Source organism: Limnohabitans sp. DCL3, from assembly GCF_048019295.1.
Classification (GTDB): Bacteria; Pseudomonadota; Gammaproteobacteria; order Burkholderiales; family Burkholderiaceae_C; genus Limnohabitans_A.
This window is the reverse complement of record NZ_CP171842.1, coordinates 1,549,568-1,565,919: the sequence shown is the minus strand read 5'-3', so window position 1 is coordinate 1,565,919 and position 16,352 is coordinate 1,549,568. Positions and strand designations below refer to the sequence as shown.

Annotated in this window: 20 protein-coding genes and 1 riboswitch; of the genes, 16 read left to right on the top strand and 4 right to left on the bottom strand. The window is 55.9% G+C overall.

The window, feature by feature from the left end; genetic code table 11:
• Positions 1-6: 6 nt before the first annotated feature.
• The 8 genes from ccoS (at position 7) to ACHEXK_RS07035 (ending at position 5,527) form a co-directional block, all read left to right on the top strand.
• The gene (ccoS, locus tag ACHEXK_RS07070) at positions 7-144 is read left to right on the top strand and encodes a cbb3-type cytochrome oxidase assembly protein CcoS (RefSeq protein WP_322991196.1); all 138 of its coding nucleotides are present in this window, start codon (positions 7-9) and stop codon (positions 142-144) included.
• 70 nt (positions 145-214) lie between these two features.
• Positions 215-1,651 (top strand): cytochrome-c oxidase, cbb3-type subunit I, encoded by a 1,437-nt coding sequence (gene ccoN / locus ACHEXK_RS07065; protein ID WP_416548662.1) that lies wholly within the window; start codon positions 215-217, stop codon positions 1,649-1,651.
• A 13-nt stretch (positions 1,652-1,664) separates the two neighbouring features.
• Positions 1,665-2,291, top strand: a complete 627-nt coding sequence (ccoO, locus tag ACHEXK_RS07060) for a cytochrome-c oxidase, cbb3-type subunit II (RefSeq protein ID WP_416548661.1) — start codon at positions 1,665-1,667, stop codon at positions 2,289-2,291.
• A 9-nt stretch (positions 2,292-2,300) separates the two neighbouring features.
• Positions 2,301-2,441, top strand: coding sequence for a cbb3-type cytochrome oxidase subunit 3 (locus ACHEXK_RS07055; RefSeq protein WP_416548660.1), 141 nt, complete (start codon positions 2,301-2,303; stop codon positions 2,439-2,441).
• 41 nt (positions 2,442-2,482) lie between these two features.
• Positions 2,483-3,412 carry a cytochrome-c oxidase, cbb3-type subunit III gene (gene ccoP / locus ACHEXK_RS07050; RefSeq protein WP_416548659.1) on the top strand — a complete coding sequence of 310 codons (930 nt, stop codon included), beginning with the start codon at positions 2,483-2,485 and terminating at the stop codon, positions 3,410-3,412.
• 56 nt (positions 3,413-3,468) lie between these two features.
• Positions 3,469-4,935, top strand: coding sequence for a cytochrome c oxidase accessory protein CcoG (gene ccoG / locus ACHEXK_RS07045; protein ID WP_416548658.1), 1,467 nt, complete (start codon positions 3,469-3,471; stop codon positions 4,933-4,935).
• A 26-nt stretch (positions 4,936-4,961) separates the two neighbouring features.
• On the top strand, positions 4,962-5,279 hold the full coding sequence (locus tag ACHEXK_RS07040) for a nitrogen fixation protein FixH (RefSeq protein ID WP_416548657.1): 318 nt from the start codon (positions 4,962-4,964) through the stop codon (positions 5,277-5,279).
• Positions 5,280-5,290: 11 nt separating this feature from the next.
• Complete coding sequence (locus tag ACHEXK_RS07035; protein WP_416548656.1) at positions 5,291-5,527, top strand: hypothetical protein; 237 nt, start codon at positions 5,291-5,293, stop codon at positions 5,525-5,527.
• Between the two features lie 14 nt (positions 5,528-5,541).
• Here ACHEXK_RS07035 and fnr read toward each other — a convergent pair whose 3' ends face one another.
• Positions 5,542-6,264: a fumarate/nitrate reduction transcriptional regulator Fnr gene (gene fnr, locus ACHEXK_RS07030; protein ID WP_416548655.1), complete on the bottom strand. Its 723-nt coding sequence runs from the start codon at positions 6,262-6,264 to the stop codon at positions 5,542-5,544.
• A 205-nt stretch (positions 6,265-6,469) separates the two neighbouring features.
• Here fnr and hemN point away from each other — a divergent pair, with 205 nt between their 5' ends.
• Entirely contained in the window at positions 6,470-7,852 is a 1,383-nt protein-coding gene (gene hemN, locus ACHEXK_RS07025; RefSeq protein ID WP_416548654.1) for an oxygen-independent coproporphyrinogen III oxidase, read from the top strand.
• 64 nt (positions 7,853-7,916) lie between these two features.
• Positions 7,917-8,597 (top strand): sulfite exporter TauE/SafE family protein, encoded by a 681-nt coding sequence (locus ACHEXK_RS07020; protein WP_416548653.1) that lies wholly within the window; start codon positions 7,917-7,919, stop codon positions 8,595-8,597.
• Here the strand turns inward: ACHEXK_RS07020 and ACHEXK_RS07015 are convergent, their stop codons facing one another.
• From ACHEXK_RS07015 to ACHEXK_RS07005, 3 genes are all read right to left on the bottom strand, one after another.
• Complete coding sequence (locus tag ACHEXK_RS07015; protein WP_416548652.1) at positions 8,598-9,413, bottom strand: sulfite exporter TauE/SafE family protein; 816 nt, start codon at positions 9,411-9,413, stop codon at positions 8,598-8,600.
• Between the two features lie 254 nt (positions 9,414-9,667).
• The gene (locus ACHEXK_RS07010; RefSeq protein WP_416548651.1) at positions 9,668-9,991 is read right to left on the bottom strand and encodes a cell division protein ZapA; all 324 of its coding nucleotides are present in this window, start codon (positions 9,989-9,991) and stop codon (positions 9,668-9,670) included.
• Positions 9,988-10,218 carry a DUF904 domain-containing protein gene (locus ACHEXK_RS07005; protein ID WP_416548650.1) on the bottom strand — a complete coding sequence of 77 codons (231 nt, stop codon included), beginning with the start codon at positions 10,216-10,218 and terminating at the stop codon, positions 9,988-9,990. Before ACHEXK_RS07005 ends, ACHEXK_RS07010 begins: the two co-directional genes overlap by 4 nt.
• A gap of 72 nt (positions 10,219-10,290) precedes the next feature.
• Positions 10,291-10,538, top strand: a riboswitch (cobalamin riboswitch).
• 67 nt (positions 10,539-10,605) lie between these two features.
• On the opposite strand from ACHEXK_RS07005, the gene ACHEXK_RS07000 reads away from it, so the two are divergent.
• The 6 genes from ACHEXK_RS07000 to ACHEXK_RS06975 are packed head-to-tail and all read left to right on the top strand — an operon-like array spanning position 10,606 to position 16,331.
• Complete coding sequence (locus tag ACHEXK_RS07000; protein WP_416548649.1) at positions 10,606-12,573, top strand: TonB-dependent receptor plug domain-containing protein; 1,968 nt, start codon at positions 10,606-10,608, stop codon at positions 12,571-12,573.
• Between the two features lie 4 nt (positions 12,574-12,577).
• On the top strand, positions 12,578-13,384 hold the full coding sequence (locus tag ACHEXK_RS06995; protein WP_416548648.1) for an ABC transporter substrate-binding protein: 807 nt from the start codon (positions 12,578-12,580) through the stop codon (positions 13,382-13,384).
• Entirely contained in the window at positions 13,377-14,285 is a 909-nt protein-coding gene (locus ACHEXK_RS06990) for an ABC transporter substrate-binding protein (RefSeq protein WP_416548647.1), read from the top strand. The genes ACHEXK_RS06995 and ACHEXK_RS06990 overlap by 8 nt, the downstream gene beginning before the upstream one ends.
• Positions 14,282-15,286: a FecCD family ABC transporter permease gene (locus ACHEXK_RS06985; RefSeq protein ID WP_416548646.1), complete on the top strand. Its 1,005-nt coding sequence runs from the start codon at positions 14,282-14,284 to the stop codon at positions 15,284-15,286. Before ACHEXK_RS06990 ends, ACHEXK_RS06985 begins: the two co-directional genes overlap by 4 nt.
• Positions 15,283-16,050: an ABC transporter ATP-binding protein gene (locus tag ACHEXK_RS06980; protein WP_416548645.1), complete on the top strand. Its 768-nt coding sequence runs from the start codon at positions 15,283-15,285 to the stop codon at positions 16,048-16,050. Before ACHEXK_RS06985 ends, ACHEXK_RS06980 begins: the two co-directional genes overlap by 4 nt.
• Before the next feature lie 38 nt (positions 16,051-16,088).
• Positions 16,089-16,331 carry a glutaredoxin family protein gene (locus tag ACHEXK_RS06975; protein ID WP_416548644.1) on the top strand — a complete coding sequence of 81 codons (243 nt, stop codon included), beginning with the start codon at positions 16,089-16,091 and terminating at the stop codon, positions 16,329-16,331.
• The last annotated feature ends 21 nt before the right edge of the window (positions 16,332-16,352 follow it).

Below are 16,352 nucleotides of genomic sequence, written 5' to 3'. Positions count from 1 at the left end.
GTACCTGTGGATATTTTGTACCTTTTGATTCCTTTGTCCGTGATCCTGGTGTTTGCCATCTTGGCCGGACTCTGGTGGGCCATTGACAAGGGTCAATTTGAAGACATTGAGGCCGAAGGGGAGCGCATTTTGCGTGACGATTGATTTTGATCAAGTCTCAACGGTGTAAACCCGGTCACACTCTGGCGAAGTTTTTGTAATAGAAGAGGTAAAAATGAAGTTTGCCAATACGCAGGCGACAACCTACAACGACAAAGTTGTCAGGCAATTCGCCATCATGACGGTGGTTTGGGGGGTGGTGGGCATGCTGGTGGGCGTGATCATCGCGGCCCAGCTGACCTGGCCGGAACTCAATTTCGGCATTTCTTGGCTCAGCTACGGTCGCTTGCGGCCTTTGCACACCAACGCGGTGATTTTTGCGTTCGGTGGGTGCGGCTTGTTTGCCGCTGCCTATTATGTCGTTCAGCGCACCTGCAATGTGCGCCTGATCAACGACAAGGTGGCCGCCTTCACGTTTTGGGGTTGGCAATTGGTCATTGTGCTGGCCGCCATCTCTTTGCCCTTGGGTTTGACCCAAAGCAAGGAATACGCAGAGCTGATTTGGCCGATCGACCTGTTGATTGCGGTCGTCTGGGTGGCATTTGCTTTTGTCTTTTTTGGCACCGTGGGCATTCGCAAAGTGCGTCACATTTACGTGGCCAACTGGTTCTTTGGTGCCTTCATCATCGCCGTGGCTTTGTTGCACATTGTCAACAACATCCAACTGCCCACTGGTCTGCTGCACTCGTATTCTGCTTATGCAGGCGTTCAAGACGCCATGGTGCAATGGTGGTACGGCCACAACGCCGTGGGCTTCTTTTTGACAGCTGGTTTCCTGGGCATGATGTATTACTTCATCCCCAAGCAAGCCGAGCGACCTGTTTATTCGTACCGTTTGTCGATCGTGCACTTTTGGGCGCTGATCTTCACCTACATGTGGGCAGGTCCCCACCACTTGCATTACACCGCCTTGCCTGACTGGACCCAGTCTGTGGGCATGGTTTTTTCGCTCATCTTGCTGGCACCCAGCTGGGGCGGCATGATCAACGGCATCATGACCTTGTCGGGCGCATGGCACAAACTGCGTGATGACCCGATCCTGCGCTTCCTGATCGTGTCCCTGTCTTTCTACGGCATGTCGACCTTTGAAGGCCCGATGATGTCCATCAAGACCGTCAACGCGCTGAGCCACTACACCGATTGGACCGTGGGCCATGTGCACTCGGGTGCTTTGGGCTGGGTGGGTTTGGTGACCATGGGCTCGATGTACTACCTGATTCCCCGCCTGTTTGGTCAGAAGAAGATGTACAGCGTCAAGGCGATTGAAATCCACTTCTGGACCGCCACCATCGGCATCGTGATCTACATCGCCGCCATGTGGATTGCCGGTGTGATGCAAGGCCTGATGTGGCGTGCCATCAACGCCGACGGCACCTTGACCTACACCTTTGTGGAGTCTGTCAAAGCCACTTTCCCGTTCTATGCCTTGCGTTTGCTGGGTGGTTTGTTGTACCTGAGTGGCATGGTCATCATGCTCTGGAACACCATCAAGACCGTGTCCATGGGGCGCTCGGTGGAAGTCCAGATCCCGACACTCGCCCCCGCACACTGAGGAGAAATAAATAATGGCTCAAAACCCAAAATCTGGCGGCTTGTCCCACGAGAAAGTCGAGACCAACAACTTCTTGATGATTGTTCTCATCTTCATCGTCTTGTTGGTGGGGGGCATGGTTGAAATCGTGCCTTTGTTCTTCCAAAAATCCACCACAGAACCGATCGCGGGACTCCAGCCCTACACCGCATTGCAAGTGGTGGGGCGTGATGTCTATGTGCGCGAAGGTTGCTACAACTGCCACTCGCAGATGATTCGTCCCTTCCGCGCTGAAACCTTGCGTTATGGCTCGTACTCATTGGCGGGTGAATTCGTCTATGACCGCCCCTTCCAATGGGGCAGCAAGCGCACGGGCCCGGATTTGGCCCGCGTGGGCGGCCGCTACAGCGACGAATGGCACCGCATTCACTTGACCAATCCCCGCGACTTGGTCCCTGAATCCAATATGCCGGCTTACCCTTGGTTGGAAAAGACGGCTGCAGACCACGGTACGGTGGTGGCGCACATGTCGGCCTTGCGCACGCTGGGTGCGCCTTACAGCGACGAAGAGATCAGCAAAGCACCCGATGAGGTCAAGGGCAAAACCGAGCTGGATGCGGTCATCGCTTACCTGCAAGTGCTCGGCATTCACCGCAAATAAGGCTCAGCCATGGACATCAATACATTGCGATCCATCGTGACCGTCCTGGCGTTCGTCGCCTTCATGGGCATCGTGGTTTGGGCTTGGTCGCGGCGTAACCAAGCCAGCTTCGACGAAGCGGCCCAATTGCCGTTTCGCCAGGACGACTGAGCGGTCCTTCAGAACTCAAAAAAATACTTCAAGGAAATTCCATGAGTGACTTCATCAGCAACTTCTGGCACTTGTATGTGGCCGGCATCACGCTGGTCAGCATCATTGCCTGTCTGCTTTTGTTGTGGTTCAGCGGCAAGGCGAAAGCCATGACCGCCAACGACAACACCACCGGCCACGTCTGGGACGGCGACTTGCGTGAGATGAACAACCCCTTGCCCCGCTGGTGGGTGGGCTTGTTCATCATCACCATCATTTTCGCTTTTGTTTATTTGGCGATGTACCCAGGTGCAGGCAACTTTGCAGGCAAGTTTGGCTGGTCATCCGCCGGTCAGTACGAGAGCGAAGTGGCCAAGGGCAATGCCGAAGTGGCGCCTTTGTACGCCAAGTTCTCGGGCATGCCACCCGAAGAAGTGTCCAAAGACCCTCAGGCCTTGGCCATCGGCGACCGCCTGTTCATGAACAACTGCGCCCAGTGCCACGGCTCTGACGCACGCGGCAGCAAGGGTTTTCCTAATTTGGCCGATGCCGACTGGTTGTATGGTGGCTCGCCCGAGGCGATCAAAACCACTTTGGTGCAAGGCCGCATGGGCAATATGCCTCCTATGGCCGCCGCGGTGGGTACACCGGAAGATGTGCGCAACGTCGCGCACTATGTGCTCAGCATGTCGGGCAGCCCGCACGACTCTTTGCGTGCACAGCTTGGCAAATCCAAATTCGGTGCTTGCGCGGCTTGCCACGGCATCGATGGCAAGGGCAACCATGCGGTCGGGGCGCCTAACTTGACCGATGACATCTGGCTGCATGGCTGGGGTGAAAACGCCATTGTCAACATCATCAACAACGGCAAGGTCAACCAAATGCCTGCGCAAGCGGCCAAGTTGACCGAAAGCCAAATCCATGTTTTGGCTTCGTACGTTTGGGGCCTTTCGAACAACGCGACGGCCAAAGTCGCGACCGTGGCCAAGTGACGTGAACCCTGGGCAGCAAGCGACACCTTGCTGCCCGTTTTGACAAGGTCAGTATTTTGTCCTCCCCTGAAGAGCGTTCCCGTGCGGTGATTCCGATCAACCCGATTCCTGTCGAGGAAGACGGTGTCATGGTGTCTTTGTACCAAGCACAACAAAAAATCCATCCCCGCAGTGTTCAGGGTGTATTTGCCCGTTGGCGCTGGTTGATGGTGCTCATCACACAGCTGGTTTTTTATGGCCTGCCTTGGCTGGAGTGGGGTCAGCGACAAGCCGTTTTGTTCGACTTGGGTGCCAGACGCTTCTATATTTTTGGGTTGGTGCTTTACCCGCAGGACTTCATTTACCTGACGGCTTTGCTCGTCATCTCAGCTTTGTCGCTTTTTTTGTTCACAGCCGTTGCAGGGCGTTTGTGGTGTGGTTTTGCGTGTCCTCAAACCGTTTACACGGAAATCTTCATCTGGATCGAGCGCCAGTTTGAGGGGGACCGTTCTGCGCGAATGCGCCTGGACGATGCACCTTGGAGTCTCAACAAGCTTTGGCGCAAAACCGGCAAGCAATTGGCCTGGATTGTGTTCTCATTGTGGACGGGTTTCAGCTTTGTCGGCTACTTCACCCCCATCCGTGAATTGTCTGCGTCGGTGCTCTCGCTGGGTTTCGGTCCTTGGGAAATCTTCTGGATTTTGTTTTACAGCTTTGCCACCTATGGCAATGCGGGCTTCATGCGCGAGCAGGTGTGCAAATACATGTGCCCCTATGCGCGCTTTCAAAGTGCCATGTTTGACAAAGACACGCTGATCGTCACATACGACGAAGCGCGTGGTGAACCCCGTGGTGCGCGTTCCAAAAAAGCGGATCCCAAAGCGCTTGGTTTGGGTGCTTGCGTGGACTGCACACTGTGCGTTCAGGTGTGCCCCACCGGCATCGATATCCGCAAAGGCCTGCAATATGAGTGCATTGGTTGCGGTGCCTGCGTGGACGTGTGCGACAACGTGATGGACAAGGTGGGTTATGACCGTGGTTTGATCAAATTCTCGACCCAAAACGCCATGAATCAAGGCTGGAGTTGGGCGCAAACCGTTCGTCGTATTTTCCGACCACGTGTGCTGATTTACACGGCTGTTCTCTGGTCGATCATCATCGCAGTGGGTGTTTCTCTTTGGCTGCGTGAACCTTTCAAGGTGGATATCGTGCGCGACCGCGCCACCCTGGCGAGAATCGTTTCCGGTGGAAAAATCGAAAACGTTTATCGCCTTCAAATCATGAATGCAGCAGAAGAGACTTTGTCCTTCCACCTTCAAGTCGAGGGTTTGCCTGGATTGCACCTTGCGAGTGAATCTGTGGTGCAAGTCAACGCCACTGAATCACGCTGGGTTTCGGTTCAACTGCAGGTGCCCTACGATGCCGCGCCCTCAGGCTCTCACCCGATTCAGTTCCATATAGAGGCCCGACAGCCATTCGCTTCTACGGATGCACCAAACGTCGGTCATTTGCGCGAAAAAACCGTCTTCTTGATCCCTCGGTGAGTGATCAGACAAAGAGAAAGAAAGCCATGAGCAGCACATCCAATACAACTCAAGTGAGCCAGCCTTGGTGGCGCTTTGGCATGGTCTGGATGGTGGTGGGCGGACCTGCCGTGGTGGTCGTGGCGGGTTTGACCACCTTCTACATTGCTGCGAGCCATCCGGATCCTGTGCTCACCGTGACACCCCGAACGGCCGCACAAGAGCGGCAAGGGATCAGCAACGCACCTGCAATGCAAGGCCGCAACCATGCCGCGACAGGCGAGTTGCCCAAGCTCAAAGAAGCTGGGGGTCAAGCGAGTTCAGACCCAGCCCAAGCGTCGGTCTCTGTGCCCACCAAACCCTGAAGGACAAAACAATGCGCACCCAACGCTGGATGTGGATCACCTGGCCCTCTTTTTTGGTGGCAGGTTTGATCGAAGTGCTTGTTTTTGCTTTTGTCGATCCGCACGATCTGCATTGGTTGGGGCACGATCTGGATTTGTCGCGTCAGGCCATTTACACCTTGGCATTTTTTGCTTTCTGGTGCTTGACGATGCTCTCGAGTGCCTTGACCACACTGCTGGGCTTGTCTGCGCAAGAGGTCAACAGCTGAGGCTGCATCAGCGCCTATTCGCAATGGGCGGTGTTGTTCACCAACCGTTGCAATGATCCTGTATCCAAGATCCGAACATGGCGCTGTTTGACTTCGACCATGCCTTCTTCGACGAATTTGGAAAAAGTACGACTCACGGTTTCGAGTTTGAGCCCCAGATAGCTGCCTATCTCTTCTCGTGTCATGCGCAAAACCATCTCGGATTGAGAAAACCCCCGAGCATGAAGACGTTGCACCAAATTCAATAAAAAGGCAGCCAGTCTTTCCTCCGCCCGCATGCTGCCCAACAGCAACATGACCCCATGCTCTCGCACAATTTCGCGGCTCATGATTTTGTGCACATGGTGCTGCAATGCCGTCACTTCGCGTGAAATTTCTTCGATCCGGTCAAAGGGCATGACACACACCTCCGCATCCTCCAGGGCCACCGCATCGCAGCTGTGTTGGTCATTCACAATGCCATCGAGCCCAATGATTTCTCCCGCCATCTGAAAACCGGTGACCTGATCACGACCGTCCTCTGTGGCCAAACAGGTTTTGAAAAAACCTGTACGAATGGCGTACAGCGAGGTGAATTTTTCGCCATTGGTGAACAAGGTGTCCCCTCGCTTGACCTTGCGGCGAACGGCCACCAAGTCGTCAAGTCGATTGAGATCGTGCTCACTCAGTCCTACGGGCATGCACAGTTCACGCAAGTTGCAATTGGAGCAAGCGACTTTGATGACTTCGGGATGCATGTTTATCTCTGAGTGGTGTGGTCAATTTGCTTTGGATCAAGCTTTGAGCTTAAACCGAAAAAACTGTCAAATTCACTTTTCTACCCTGTCTGAGCAGAAAATCCCTGAAAACGAGTCATCCTTTTGACCTGAGTCAAAACTCCTGCGCTGGCGAAAAGGCAAAGTCTTAACCATCATTTCAATTGATTGAAAACCAGGTCAAGCCATGTCCATCATCAGCCCAGAATTGTTGTCCCGCTTTGATGTGCCAGGACCTCGCTACACCTCTTACCCGACCGCCGATCGATTTGTAGACCACTTTGGCGAAGGGGACTACATCCAGGCGCTGACCCACCGCCAATCGGGACGGGTGGGCAAGCAGCAGCCTCTGTCTGTGTACGTTCATATTCCATTTTGTGAATCGCTCTGCTATTACTGCGCATGCAACAAAATCATCACCAAACACCAAGAGCGGGCCGCCAGTTATTTGGATTATCTGAGCCAAGAGGTGGCGCTTTATGCCCAACATTTGGGGCGAGGACAAACCGTCAGCCAGCTGCATTTGGGCGGCGGTACACCCACATTTTTGAGCGATGACCAGCTCAGGCAACTGATGGCAATGCTGGGGCATCAGTTCTCCTTTGTGCCTGGTGGTGAGTACTCGGTCGAGGTCGATCCTCGGACCGTGGACGAAAACCGTTTGGCCGTATTGGCGCAGCTGGGTTTCAACCGCCTGAGTTTTGGCGTTCAAGATTTTGATCCTGATGTGCAAAAGGCGGTGCACCGAATTCAACCTGCAGAGCAAGTTTTTCAACTGGTAGATGCCGCGCGCCGCTTGGGATTTGAATCGATCAACGTGGACCTGATCTACGGATTGCCCTTGCAAACGCCTGATTCCTTTGACAGAACTTTGGACCAAGTCAAGCGCTTGCGACCGGATCGCATCGCCCTGTATGCCTATGCACACTTGCCCGAACGATTCAAACCGCAACGACGCATCCGTGTTGAGCAGTTGCCATCGCCAGAGGGAAAAGTCGCAATGCTTGCGCGCTCGCTCGACACATTGAGTGAGGCCGGCTATGTTTACATCGGCATGGACCATTTCGCCTTGCCGCAAGACAGTTTGGCTGTTGCCAAAAGACAAGGGCGTCTGCACCGCAATTTTCAAGGCTACAGCACGCAAGCAGACTGTGACCTGATGGCTTTGGGCGTGTCATCGATTGGACGCGTCGGTTCAACCTACAGTCAAAATGCCAAAACCATGGACGAGTACTGTGCCTTGCTCGATCAAGGACGTTTTCCTGTGGTGCGTGGCTTGAACCTTTCACGAGATGACCTGATTCGCCGCGCTGTGATCATGGCCCTCATGTGCCAAGGTTCATTGGAATTTGAAGCCATTAATTTGGCTTGGCTGATCGATTTCAAAACCGTGTTTGCCGCTGAAATGGCGCAGCTGCAGACCATGCAGGCACAAGGCTTGGTCACGTTGCAGGACAGTGGCATTCGCGTCACCGACATGGGTTGGTTTTTTGTGCGCGGTGTGGCCATGGTGTTTGACCGCTATTGCCAAAAAGACTTGGATCGAAGCCGCTTTTCCAAAATCATTTGAGTGGCAAAGGTCATCAGGGTCAGATCACTGACAATGTGGCCATCAATTGACAAGTGGATTCTCCATGCAAAGTTCTTTGGCCATCACGGCCTTGATGATGGGCGTGCTGGGCGGACCCCACTGCGTTGCCATGTGCGGTGCAGCGTGTGCTGGTTTGGGCCAGGCGGCGGGTCCTCGCCGGGGACAGGCGCTGCTCGCTTTCCAACTGGGGCGCATGGCGGGATACTCCCTGCTCGGTGCAGTCGCCGCGGCCAGCGTGCAAGGTTTGGGTTGGTTGACCACCCAGTCGGCCGCCATCCGGCCTGTTTGGACCCTGTTGCATTTGTCTGCCTTCACGCTGGGGGTTCTGCTCTTGCTGCAAGCTCGCCAGCCCGTTTGGCTCGATGGCGCTGCACGACAACTGTGGGCCAAGGTGCGTGCACTCAATGCCCGTTTCGGTCGCGCAGCACCTTGGATGGTCGGGGGACTGTGGGCGTTGATGCCCTGCGGCTTGCTCTATTCAGCCTTGATGGTGGCGGCGTTGACCAGTCGGCCATGGGACGGGGCGGCCACCATGGCCTTGTTTGCAATGGGCAGCAGCATCAGCCTTTGGCTTGGACCGTGGTTGTTTTTACGCCTGCAAACCTTTGGCGATGGCACTTGGGGGATGCGCTTGGCCGGATTTGCCCTGGCCGCTGTTTCGGCGTGGGCTTTGTGGATGGGCTTGGTGCATGACCAAGCGCCCTGGTGTATCACGCCTGCGTGATCAAGCGACCAGGCCTTTGTAGAGCATGTATGCGGCCAGCACATAGAGCACACTGGCAAACACACGCTTGAGTTGCTTGACGGGTAATTTGTGGGCGGTAGCGGCCCCAACTGGGGCCATTGTCACGCTGCATACCGCAATCACCGCCAGAGCAGGCAGCCACAGGTAGCCAAAACTGTGCTCAGGCAGATGCTGCACACCTTGTCCGCTGACAACATAGCCGGCCACGTTGGCAAGGGCAATCGGAAAACCCAAAGCCGCACTGGTGGCCACCGCATTGTGAATGGCCACGTTGCACCAAGTCATGAAGGGCACGCTGATGAAGCCACCCCCGGCGCCCACCAAACCAGACAGCAAGCCAATCAATCCACCGGCACCCAACAAACCCTTGAAACCCGGGACTTGACGGCTGGGCGCTGGCTTTTTGTCCAGAAACATCTGCGTTGCCGAAAATCCCACGAACAAGGCAAAAAACAAGGCCAAGTAGGTGCCTTTTGCAAAAGCAAAAATCCCCATGCTGCCAATCAAACTGCCCAGCACAATGCCGGGCGCAAGCCCTTTGACCAAGTCCCAGCGCACGGCTTTCTTTTTATGGTGGGCCCGAACACTGGAGACAGAGGTGAAGATGATGGTGGCCATGGAGGTGGCAATGGCCATCTTCACCGCCAAATCAGGACTCACCCCCCGAGCGCCCAGCAGGTAAGTGAGAAAAGGCACCATCACCATGCCACCACCAATGCCCAGCAGGCCAGCCAAAAAACCTGTGCACAGGCCAAGTGCGGCCAATTCAGCCAAGAGCAAAGGTTCAATGATCATGGGAGTAGATGGGGAGGAGGGGGAAAAGAAGGTGTCTGCGGAAGCCACCGGACCGGCATCCTGAACCGGGGTTCAGGTGGGCGAGGGCAGACTGGCGTTGGGTTCATCTGACGCGAGATGATCACGCTCACCAGCCAATGTACCAAGCCCGGGCTCTAGGAGCATTGGTTCAAGGAAATATAAAGCCCGGTATGCACCGCAGACGGCTCGATTGTAGGCCTATCCAATGGGGATTGTCGGCCAGAGTTGGTCGCTCAGATCAATTGACCGTCTTGCTCCAACACATGGTCAAGTCGCTTGAGCAAGTCGCTCAATCGCTCTTGGGCTGCAGGCGTTGCATCGTCAAGCGCCTTGTCACCAAGGGGGGCCGTTGTTGGATCACCCTGATCAAAGGCCAGATTCAATGCGGCCAACACGGCGATGCGGTCTCTGGCTTTGATTTTGCCTGCGTCGCGAATTTTGCACATGGCTTCGTCCACTTTGCGCACAGCCGACAACAAGCGGTCTTCGCCTCCGACGGGGCAGCCCAAAATGTAACTTTGGCCCATGATCTGGACATCTAATTGTTTGTTGCTCATGCGGTGGCCTCAGGAGATGCGGGGGCGTTGCTGGCGGGGAGACGCTCAATCAGCGCATCGATACGCGCTCTGGCGGCAGCCAAGCGTGACTTGAGTTGGTCACGCTCCAGCGTGAGAACCTGGAGCTGTTGGGTCAGTAAAGCATTGGTGCGCTGAAGCTCTTCGTGGCGCAGCAACAAATGATCCACACGCTCGGCTATTTGATCAATGGTGTCTGAGTGGGCCATGGCAAACTATGAAATAGAAGACCGTCATTGTAGATCCTGGGGCTATTTTGTAGGCTGACAGACAGCTTGCCGCATAAAATGAAATTTGTTGGTGCTCGCGATGCCTGTTCACGGCGCGCAGTTCAACGGGAAGCAGGAGGGACAAGCCAACTCGGCCCACCTAACCTGCGCTGCCCCCGCAACGGTAAGCAGACGGGTTTCCATTCCAACGGAAACCCAGCTTTCATCTCAGACCACTGGCCACCCTGAAACAGGCGGCTGGGAAGGTGATGAAGGTCGCTCTGCCAGCCCGGATACCGGCCAACAAGGTGACCTGTCGCAAGACAGGTTGTAAAGCCCATGCACTGTCGGGGAAGGCGGTGAGGGCGATTGACTTGTTAGTTTTAAATGAAAAATCGTACGTTTCGTGCACGTTCTGCTGCGCATGCCCTTTCCATTTTGTCCTTGGCTTTCAGCGTTTCCGTTCAATCCCAAACCATTGAAATCAATCCTGTTGTCGTGGTTTCAAGCCGGGTAGAAGAGCTGTTATCAGAAGCACTCCCCTCGGTCAGCGTTATTCAAAAGTCAGATCTTGAAAAATTCAAATATTCTGATCTGTATGAGGTACTGACTGGACAGGCTGGTTTGCAGTTGGCGCGAACCGGGGGACCAGGCAACCCGATCTCCGTCTATAGCCGTGGCGCCAACAGCACGCAGACCTTGATCCTTGTTGATGGGATTCCTTTTGCAGCTCAAGGAGCGATCGGGGCCATTTCGCCGCTTGAATCCATATCGGTCGCTCAAGTTGAGCGGATTGAGATCCTTCGTGGTAATGCCTCGGCTGTTTTTGGACCTGGAGCAGCGGGTGGCGTGATTCACATCACAACACTTTCGCCTTCGTCAGCTCCTGATGGCGGTACCGTCCAGGTAGATGCTGGATCGCAAAATACGACTTCACTTCAAGCCTCATTGCTGAAAAATATCGGAGATGGGCAATTGAGTATTTCCATCAGCGACAACAGTTCAGATGGCATCAGTACCTTTACACCCGCTAACTACGCAAATGTTCAAAACGTCACGATCAATCCAGATCAAAATGGCTTCGAGTCTCAGAGCTTGGGTTTGGGTTGGCGCTATAAACTTTCTGCAGACACACTTTTGTCATTCCATTTCTTGAGTTCATCAACTTTAGCGAGCTACGACAACCCATATGCGAGCACGATCAATGAACGCTGGGGAACTCAATCCAAATTGGAAATGGCGGGCGCACAAGTATCACATCGCGTTACATCAGATTGGAAATCGACACTCTCATTTGGACAATCAGTCTCCAAACTGAGCACGTTGACGAATGATTTCTTAAACGCTGACTATGGAACAACGAACTCGCAGCAGCGCCAGTTCAAATGGGACAACTTTCTGATTTTGGGAGACAGCACCCAAGCCACTATTGGCTATGCCCACCAAGATTCAAAACTTGAAGCACACCGTACTTCGTACGATTGGAATGTCTTGCCTGCTGAACCCATTGATGTTCTTGTTAGAAAATCTGTTCGCCAAGAGCGCCTGTATGCAGGCTTAAATCAAAGACAAGGTTTGTTTTCTTGGCGAGTGAACTTAAGCCATGAGAAATTACCGGGTGGTAACTTGGGCAACACGTTTTTGCTGGGTGCGGGATATGATTTAGGCTCGAATTACAAAATCACTTGGACTCGCTCCAACGCCATTCAGGCACCTACGGTTGGGCAACTTCATGATGTGGCTTATGGCGGCAACGTCAATCTTCAACCCGAACATTCGGCCAGTACAGAACTTGGACTGCAATTTAAAGACGAGAACAGTTTTTGGCGTTTGGTTGCTTTTGACGTTCGTTATCAGAACATGATTGTGGCCAGTCAAAACCCTGTCGCTGATCCTTTTTGGGCCTCGCAATTTGTCACGCAATTGGAAAACTTGAGCAATGCAAGAAATCAGGGTGCTGAATTGAGTTACGGAAGAAAGTGGGCTTCTTGGGGAGTTCAGTTGTCTTATACCCATCAAAACCCTGAAAACCTCAATTCGGTACGTCCACTGCAAAACCGGGCTAAGAGATTTGGGGCTCTGACTTTCAGTCATTTTTTGAACGAACGAACCATTTTGAATGCCAAATTGCTGGCCACTTCTTCTCGTTGGACACCCAAGATCGGATCCTTTGGCACTTCGACCGAGGTCCCAGGCTATGGCGTTTTAAATCTTTCGGCTGAACATAAGATTTTCAACGAATTGAAGGCGACCTTCAACGTTTTCAATGCGTTGGATAAGACTTATCAGCATCTGAATGGGTACAACAATCCAGGACGTACTTTTCACGTGGGTTTGAAATACACATTCCGTTGACCACATGAAGCCATTTTTTCTGCCCCAGCGAATCGTCTGTCTCACCGAAGAGACAACGGAGTGGCTTTACCTGCTGGGGGAAGAGGCGCGCATCGTCGGCATCTCGGGCTACACGGTGCGACCGCGCCGGGCCCGTGAAGAAAAGCCGAAGGTCAGTGCATTCTTGAGCGCCAAGATCGACAAGATTTTGGCGCTCCAACCCGATTGTGTTTTTGGCTTTTCGGACCTGCAGGCTGACATCGCGTCCTTGCTGATCAAAGCGGGCGTGCAGGTCACCGTGTTCAACCAGCGCAGCGTCGATGAGATTTTCTCGGTGCTGTACCAAGTCGCTGCCATGGTGGGGCAGGCCGAGCAGGGCTTGGCTCGACTGGCCGTCATGCGTGCTGAGCTGGATGCCATCGCCCGGCGGGCGGCGGGTTTCAAGCGACGGCCACGGGTGTATTTTGAAGAGTGGGACGAGCCCCACATGAGCACCATCCGTTGGGTGTCGGAGTTGATGGGCCTCGCCGGTGGGGACGATGTTTTTCCTGAATTGGCGCTTCAATCCATGGGGCGCGACCGCATCATCTGCAGTGGCCAAACCATCATTGAGCGTTCGCCCGACATCGTCATCGGCTCTTTGTGCGGCAAAAAATTCCGCCCAGAAAAAGTGGCAGCGCGGCCCGGTTGGCAAGACGTGCCTGCCGTGCGGACCGGTCAGATATTTGAGATCAAATCGGCGGACATTTTGCAACCTGGTCCTGCTGCGCTCACCGATGGCGTGGCGCAGTTGCACCGCATCTTTAGCCAATGGGCAGCGCTGCATGGCTGAACACGGAAGAAGCTGGCTTCAAACCGCGGCCCTGCTGGGGGCCGTGTGGGTTGGCATGCCATCTGCGCAAGCTGTCACTGTGCTCGACGACCGTCAGCAAAAAGTGCAGATCGCCCAAGCCCCGCAGCGCATCGTGAGTTTGCTGCCGTCACTGACCGAGACCGTCTGTGCCTTGAAACAGTGCCACAAACTGGTGGGTTTGGACCGTTATTCCAACTGGCCTGAGTCGGTTCAATCTGTGCCACGTGTGGGCGGAGGGTTGGACCCGAACATCGAGAGCATCGTTGCGCTCAAGCCAGACTTGGTGTTGGCAGCGGGCTCCACCCGTGGCGCGGACCGCTTGCAGTCGCTGGGCCTGAATGTGCTGCGCCTGGAGCCACGCAACCACGCCGATGCGCAGCGCGTGTGGCGCACCGTGGCGCAGGCACTGCATGTGCCTGCCGCCGACAGCGATCGGGTGTGGCAAGGCATTCAAGCGGGCGTGCAGGCGGCGGTGCAATCGCTCAGCCCTGCCGCGCGGCAACTGCGGGTTTACTTTGAGGTGAGCCCCGCACCCTATGGCGCAAGTGCCTCATCTTTTTTGGGCGAGACGCTCACACGCATGGGTGTGAACAACATCTTGCCCGCATCGATGGGCCCGTTTCCTCAGGTCAACCCCGAGTGGGTGGTGCAAGCCCGACCCGATGTGATCATGGCGGGCGACAGCAGCCGTGCCAGCATGCTGCAGCGCCCGGGCTGGAGTCGCTTGCGGGCCATGCAGGGCCAGCGTTTGTGTGTGTTCAAGCAGAGTGACTCCGACATGCTGGTGCGGGCTGGCCCGCGCATGGCCGAAGGTGCTCAACTGATGGCCGATTGCCTGAACCGCGCAGCGGCCCAAGGCGACACGGGCGTGCAGCGATGACCCGCCAGAGCCAAGCACTGCGTTGGGCTTTGCTGCTCTTGTCGGTTGCAATGGGCGTGGTTGTGCTGGGCACGGCCGCTGGCAGTCAGGGCTGGCAGGCTTGGTGGTCGCTAGGCGCCGATGCGGTGTCGCGCCAAATCGTCTGGGACATCCGTTTGCCGCGCAGCTTGGGCGCATGGCTGGGTGGTGCCTTGTTGGGCCTGGCCGGGGCGGTGGCGCAAGGGCTGTTTCGCAACCCGCTGGCCGATCCTTATTTGCTGGGCAGCGCCTCGGGCGCATCGCTGGGCGTGGGCGTGTATTTGAGCTTGTGGGGCGGCAGCGCCTGGGCCATGAGCGGCTGGCTGGGCCTGGGCCTCACGGGCGCGGCCTTTGTGGGCGCGGTGCTGGCGGTGGTGCTCACCTTGCTGTTGGCGCGTGGTGTGCAGCAAACGCTGCGCCTGTTGTTGGCGGGCGTGGTGGTGGGCGTGGTGCTGGGGGCGGTCACGTCCTTGATCTCGCTGCTGCAACCGCAGGTCCTGCAGGCCATGCAGGGCTTCATGCTGGGCTCGACGGCGTTTGTCAGCTGGAGCGCTTGTGCCACGATGGCGGTGGTGTTGGCTTTGTGTCTGGCCCTGTCTTGGTTTTTTGCCCGCGTACTCGATGCCTTGAGTTTGGGCGAAGCCACCGCGCAAAGCCTGGGCGTGCCGCTGCCACTGGCCCGCATGGTGTTGGTGGGCGTGATTTCTCTGGCTACGGGAGCGGCGGTGGCGCACATTGGGCTGGTGGCTTTTGTCGGCCTGGCCGCGCCGCATTTGGTGCGTTCGCTGGTGCGCTGCACACACGCTTGGCGCTTGGCTTTGTCGGCCTTGATGGGTGGTGCTTTGCTGGTGCTCGCTGATGTGATGGCCCGCGTGATGCTGGCCCCACAAGAGCTGCCTGTGGGGGTGCTCACGGCCGTGCTGGGCGGAGGCTATTTGCTCTGGCGTGTGTACCGCGATGCCGACACGGGAGTGCGTTCATGAGCGCCGCGTTGCAAACCCGACAATTGAGCGCCGAGTTGGGTGGCCGCCAGGTGCTGCAAAACATTGACCTGCAGATCACGGCGGGCCGCTGGACCTGTGTGGTCGGCCCCAATGGCGCAGGCAAATCGAGTTTGCTCAAGGCGCTGGCGGGTTTGTTGCCACACAGCGGACAAGTGCTGTGGCAGGGCCAGCCGCTGGCCTCGCTCACCCGCCAGCAAAGGGCCTTGAAACTGTCTTGGTTAGGGCAGAGCGAGTCCAGCACGCTGGACCTGCGCGTGTGGGACGTGGCCATGCTCGGCCGCTTGCCGCACCAAAGTTGGCTGGGTGCACCCTCGGCACAAGACGCGCACATGGTGGAAGCCGCACTCAAGGCCACACAGGCCTGGGACTGGCGCGAGCGCACGCTGGGCGAGTTGTCGGGCGGTGAGCGCCAACGTGTGTTGTTGGCCCGTGCCATGGCGGGCAATGCGCCCACCATGCTGATGGACGAACCCTTGGCCAACTTGGACCCGCCTCACCAAGTGGATTGGCTGGAACAGGTGCACTGCCTTTTGGCTCAGGGCACCACGGTGGTCAGCGTGCTCCACGAGATCGGCATGGCACTGCATGCTGACGACGTCGTGGTCATGCAAGAAGGCCGGATCGTCCACCATGGGGCAGCCGGCGATGCGGCCACACACTCGGCCATCGAATCGGTCTTTGCCCAGCGGATTCGGATTCGCTCATTGGATGGTCAGTGGGTGGTTTTGCCCCGCATGGCCTGATTGGCGATCACCCGTTTTCTTTCGCTAGAATTTCAGGCATGGAACTCAAAATCGTCGTTTACTCCAAGTCCGCATGCCCCCAATGCGAATCCGCCAAGATGGTGCTCAAAAGCAAAGCCTTGGCATTTGAAGAGATCAAAATCGACGGCGAAGCCGAGCGGATGGCGTTTTTTGAGAAATGTGGTCCTTCCGTGCGACAAATGCCGCAGATTTTCATCAACGACCAGCGGGTGGGTGGATTTGCAGGCTTACAGGCCGCTTTGGTTCAGCTCGGCCTCTGAAACAGGCCATTGGCCGCAACC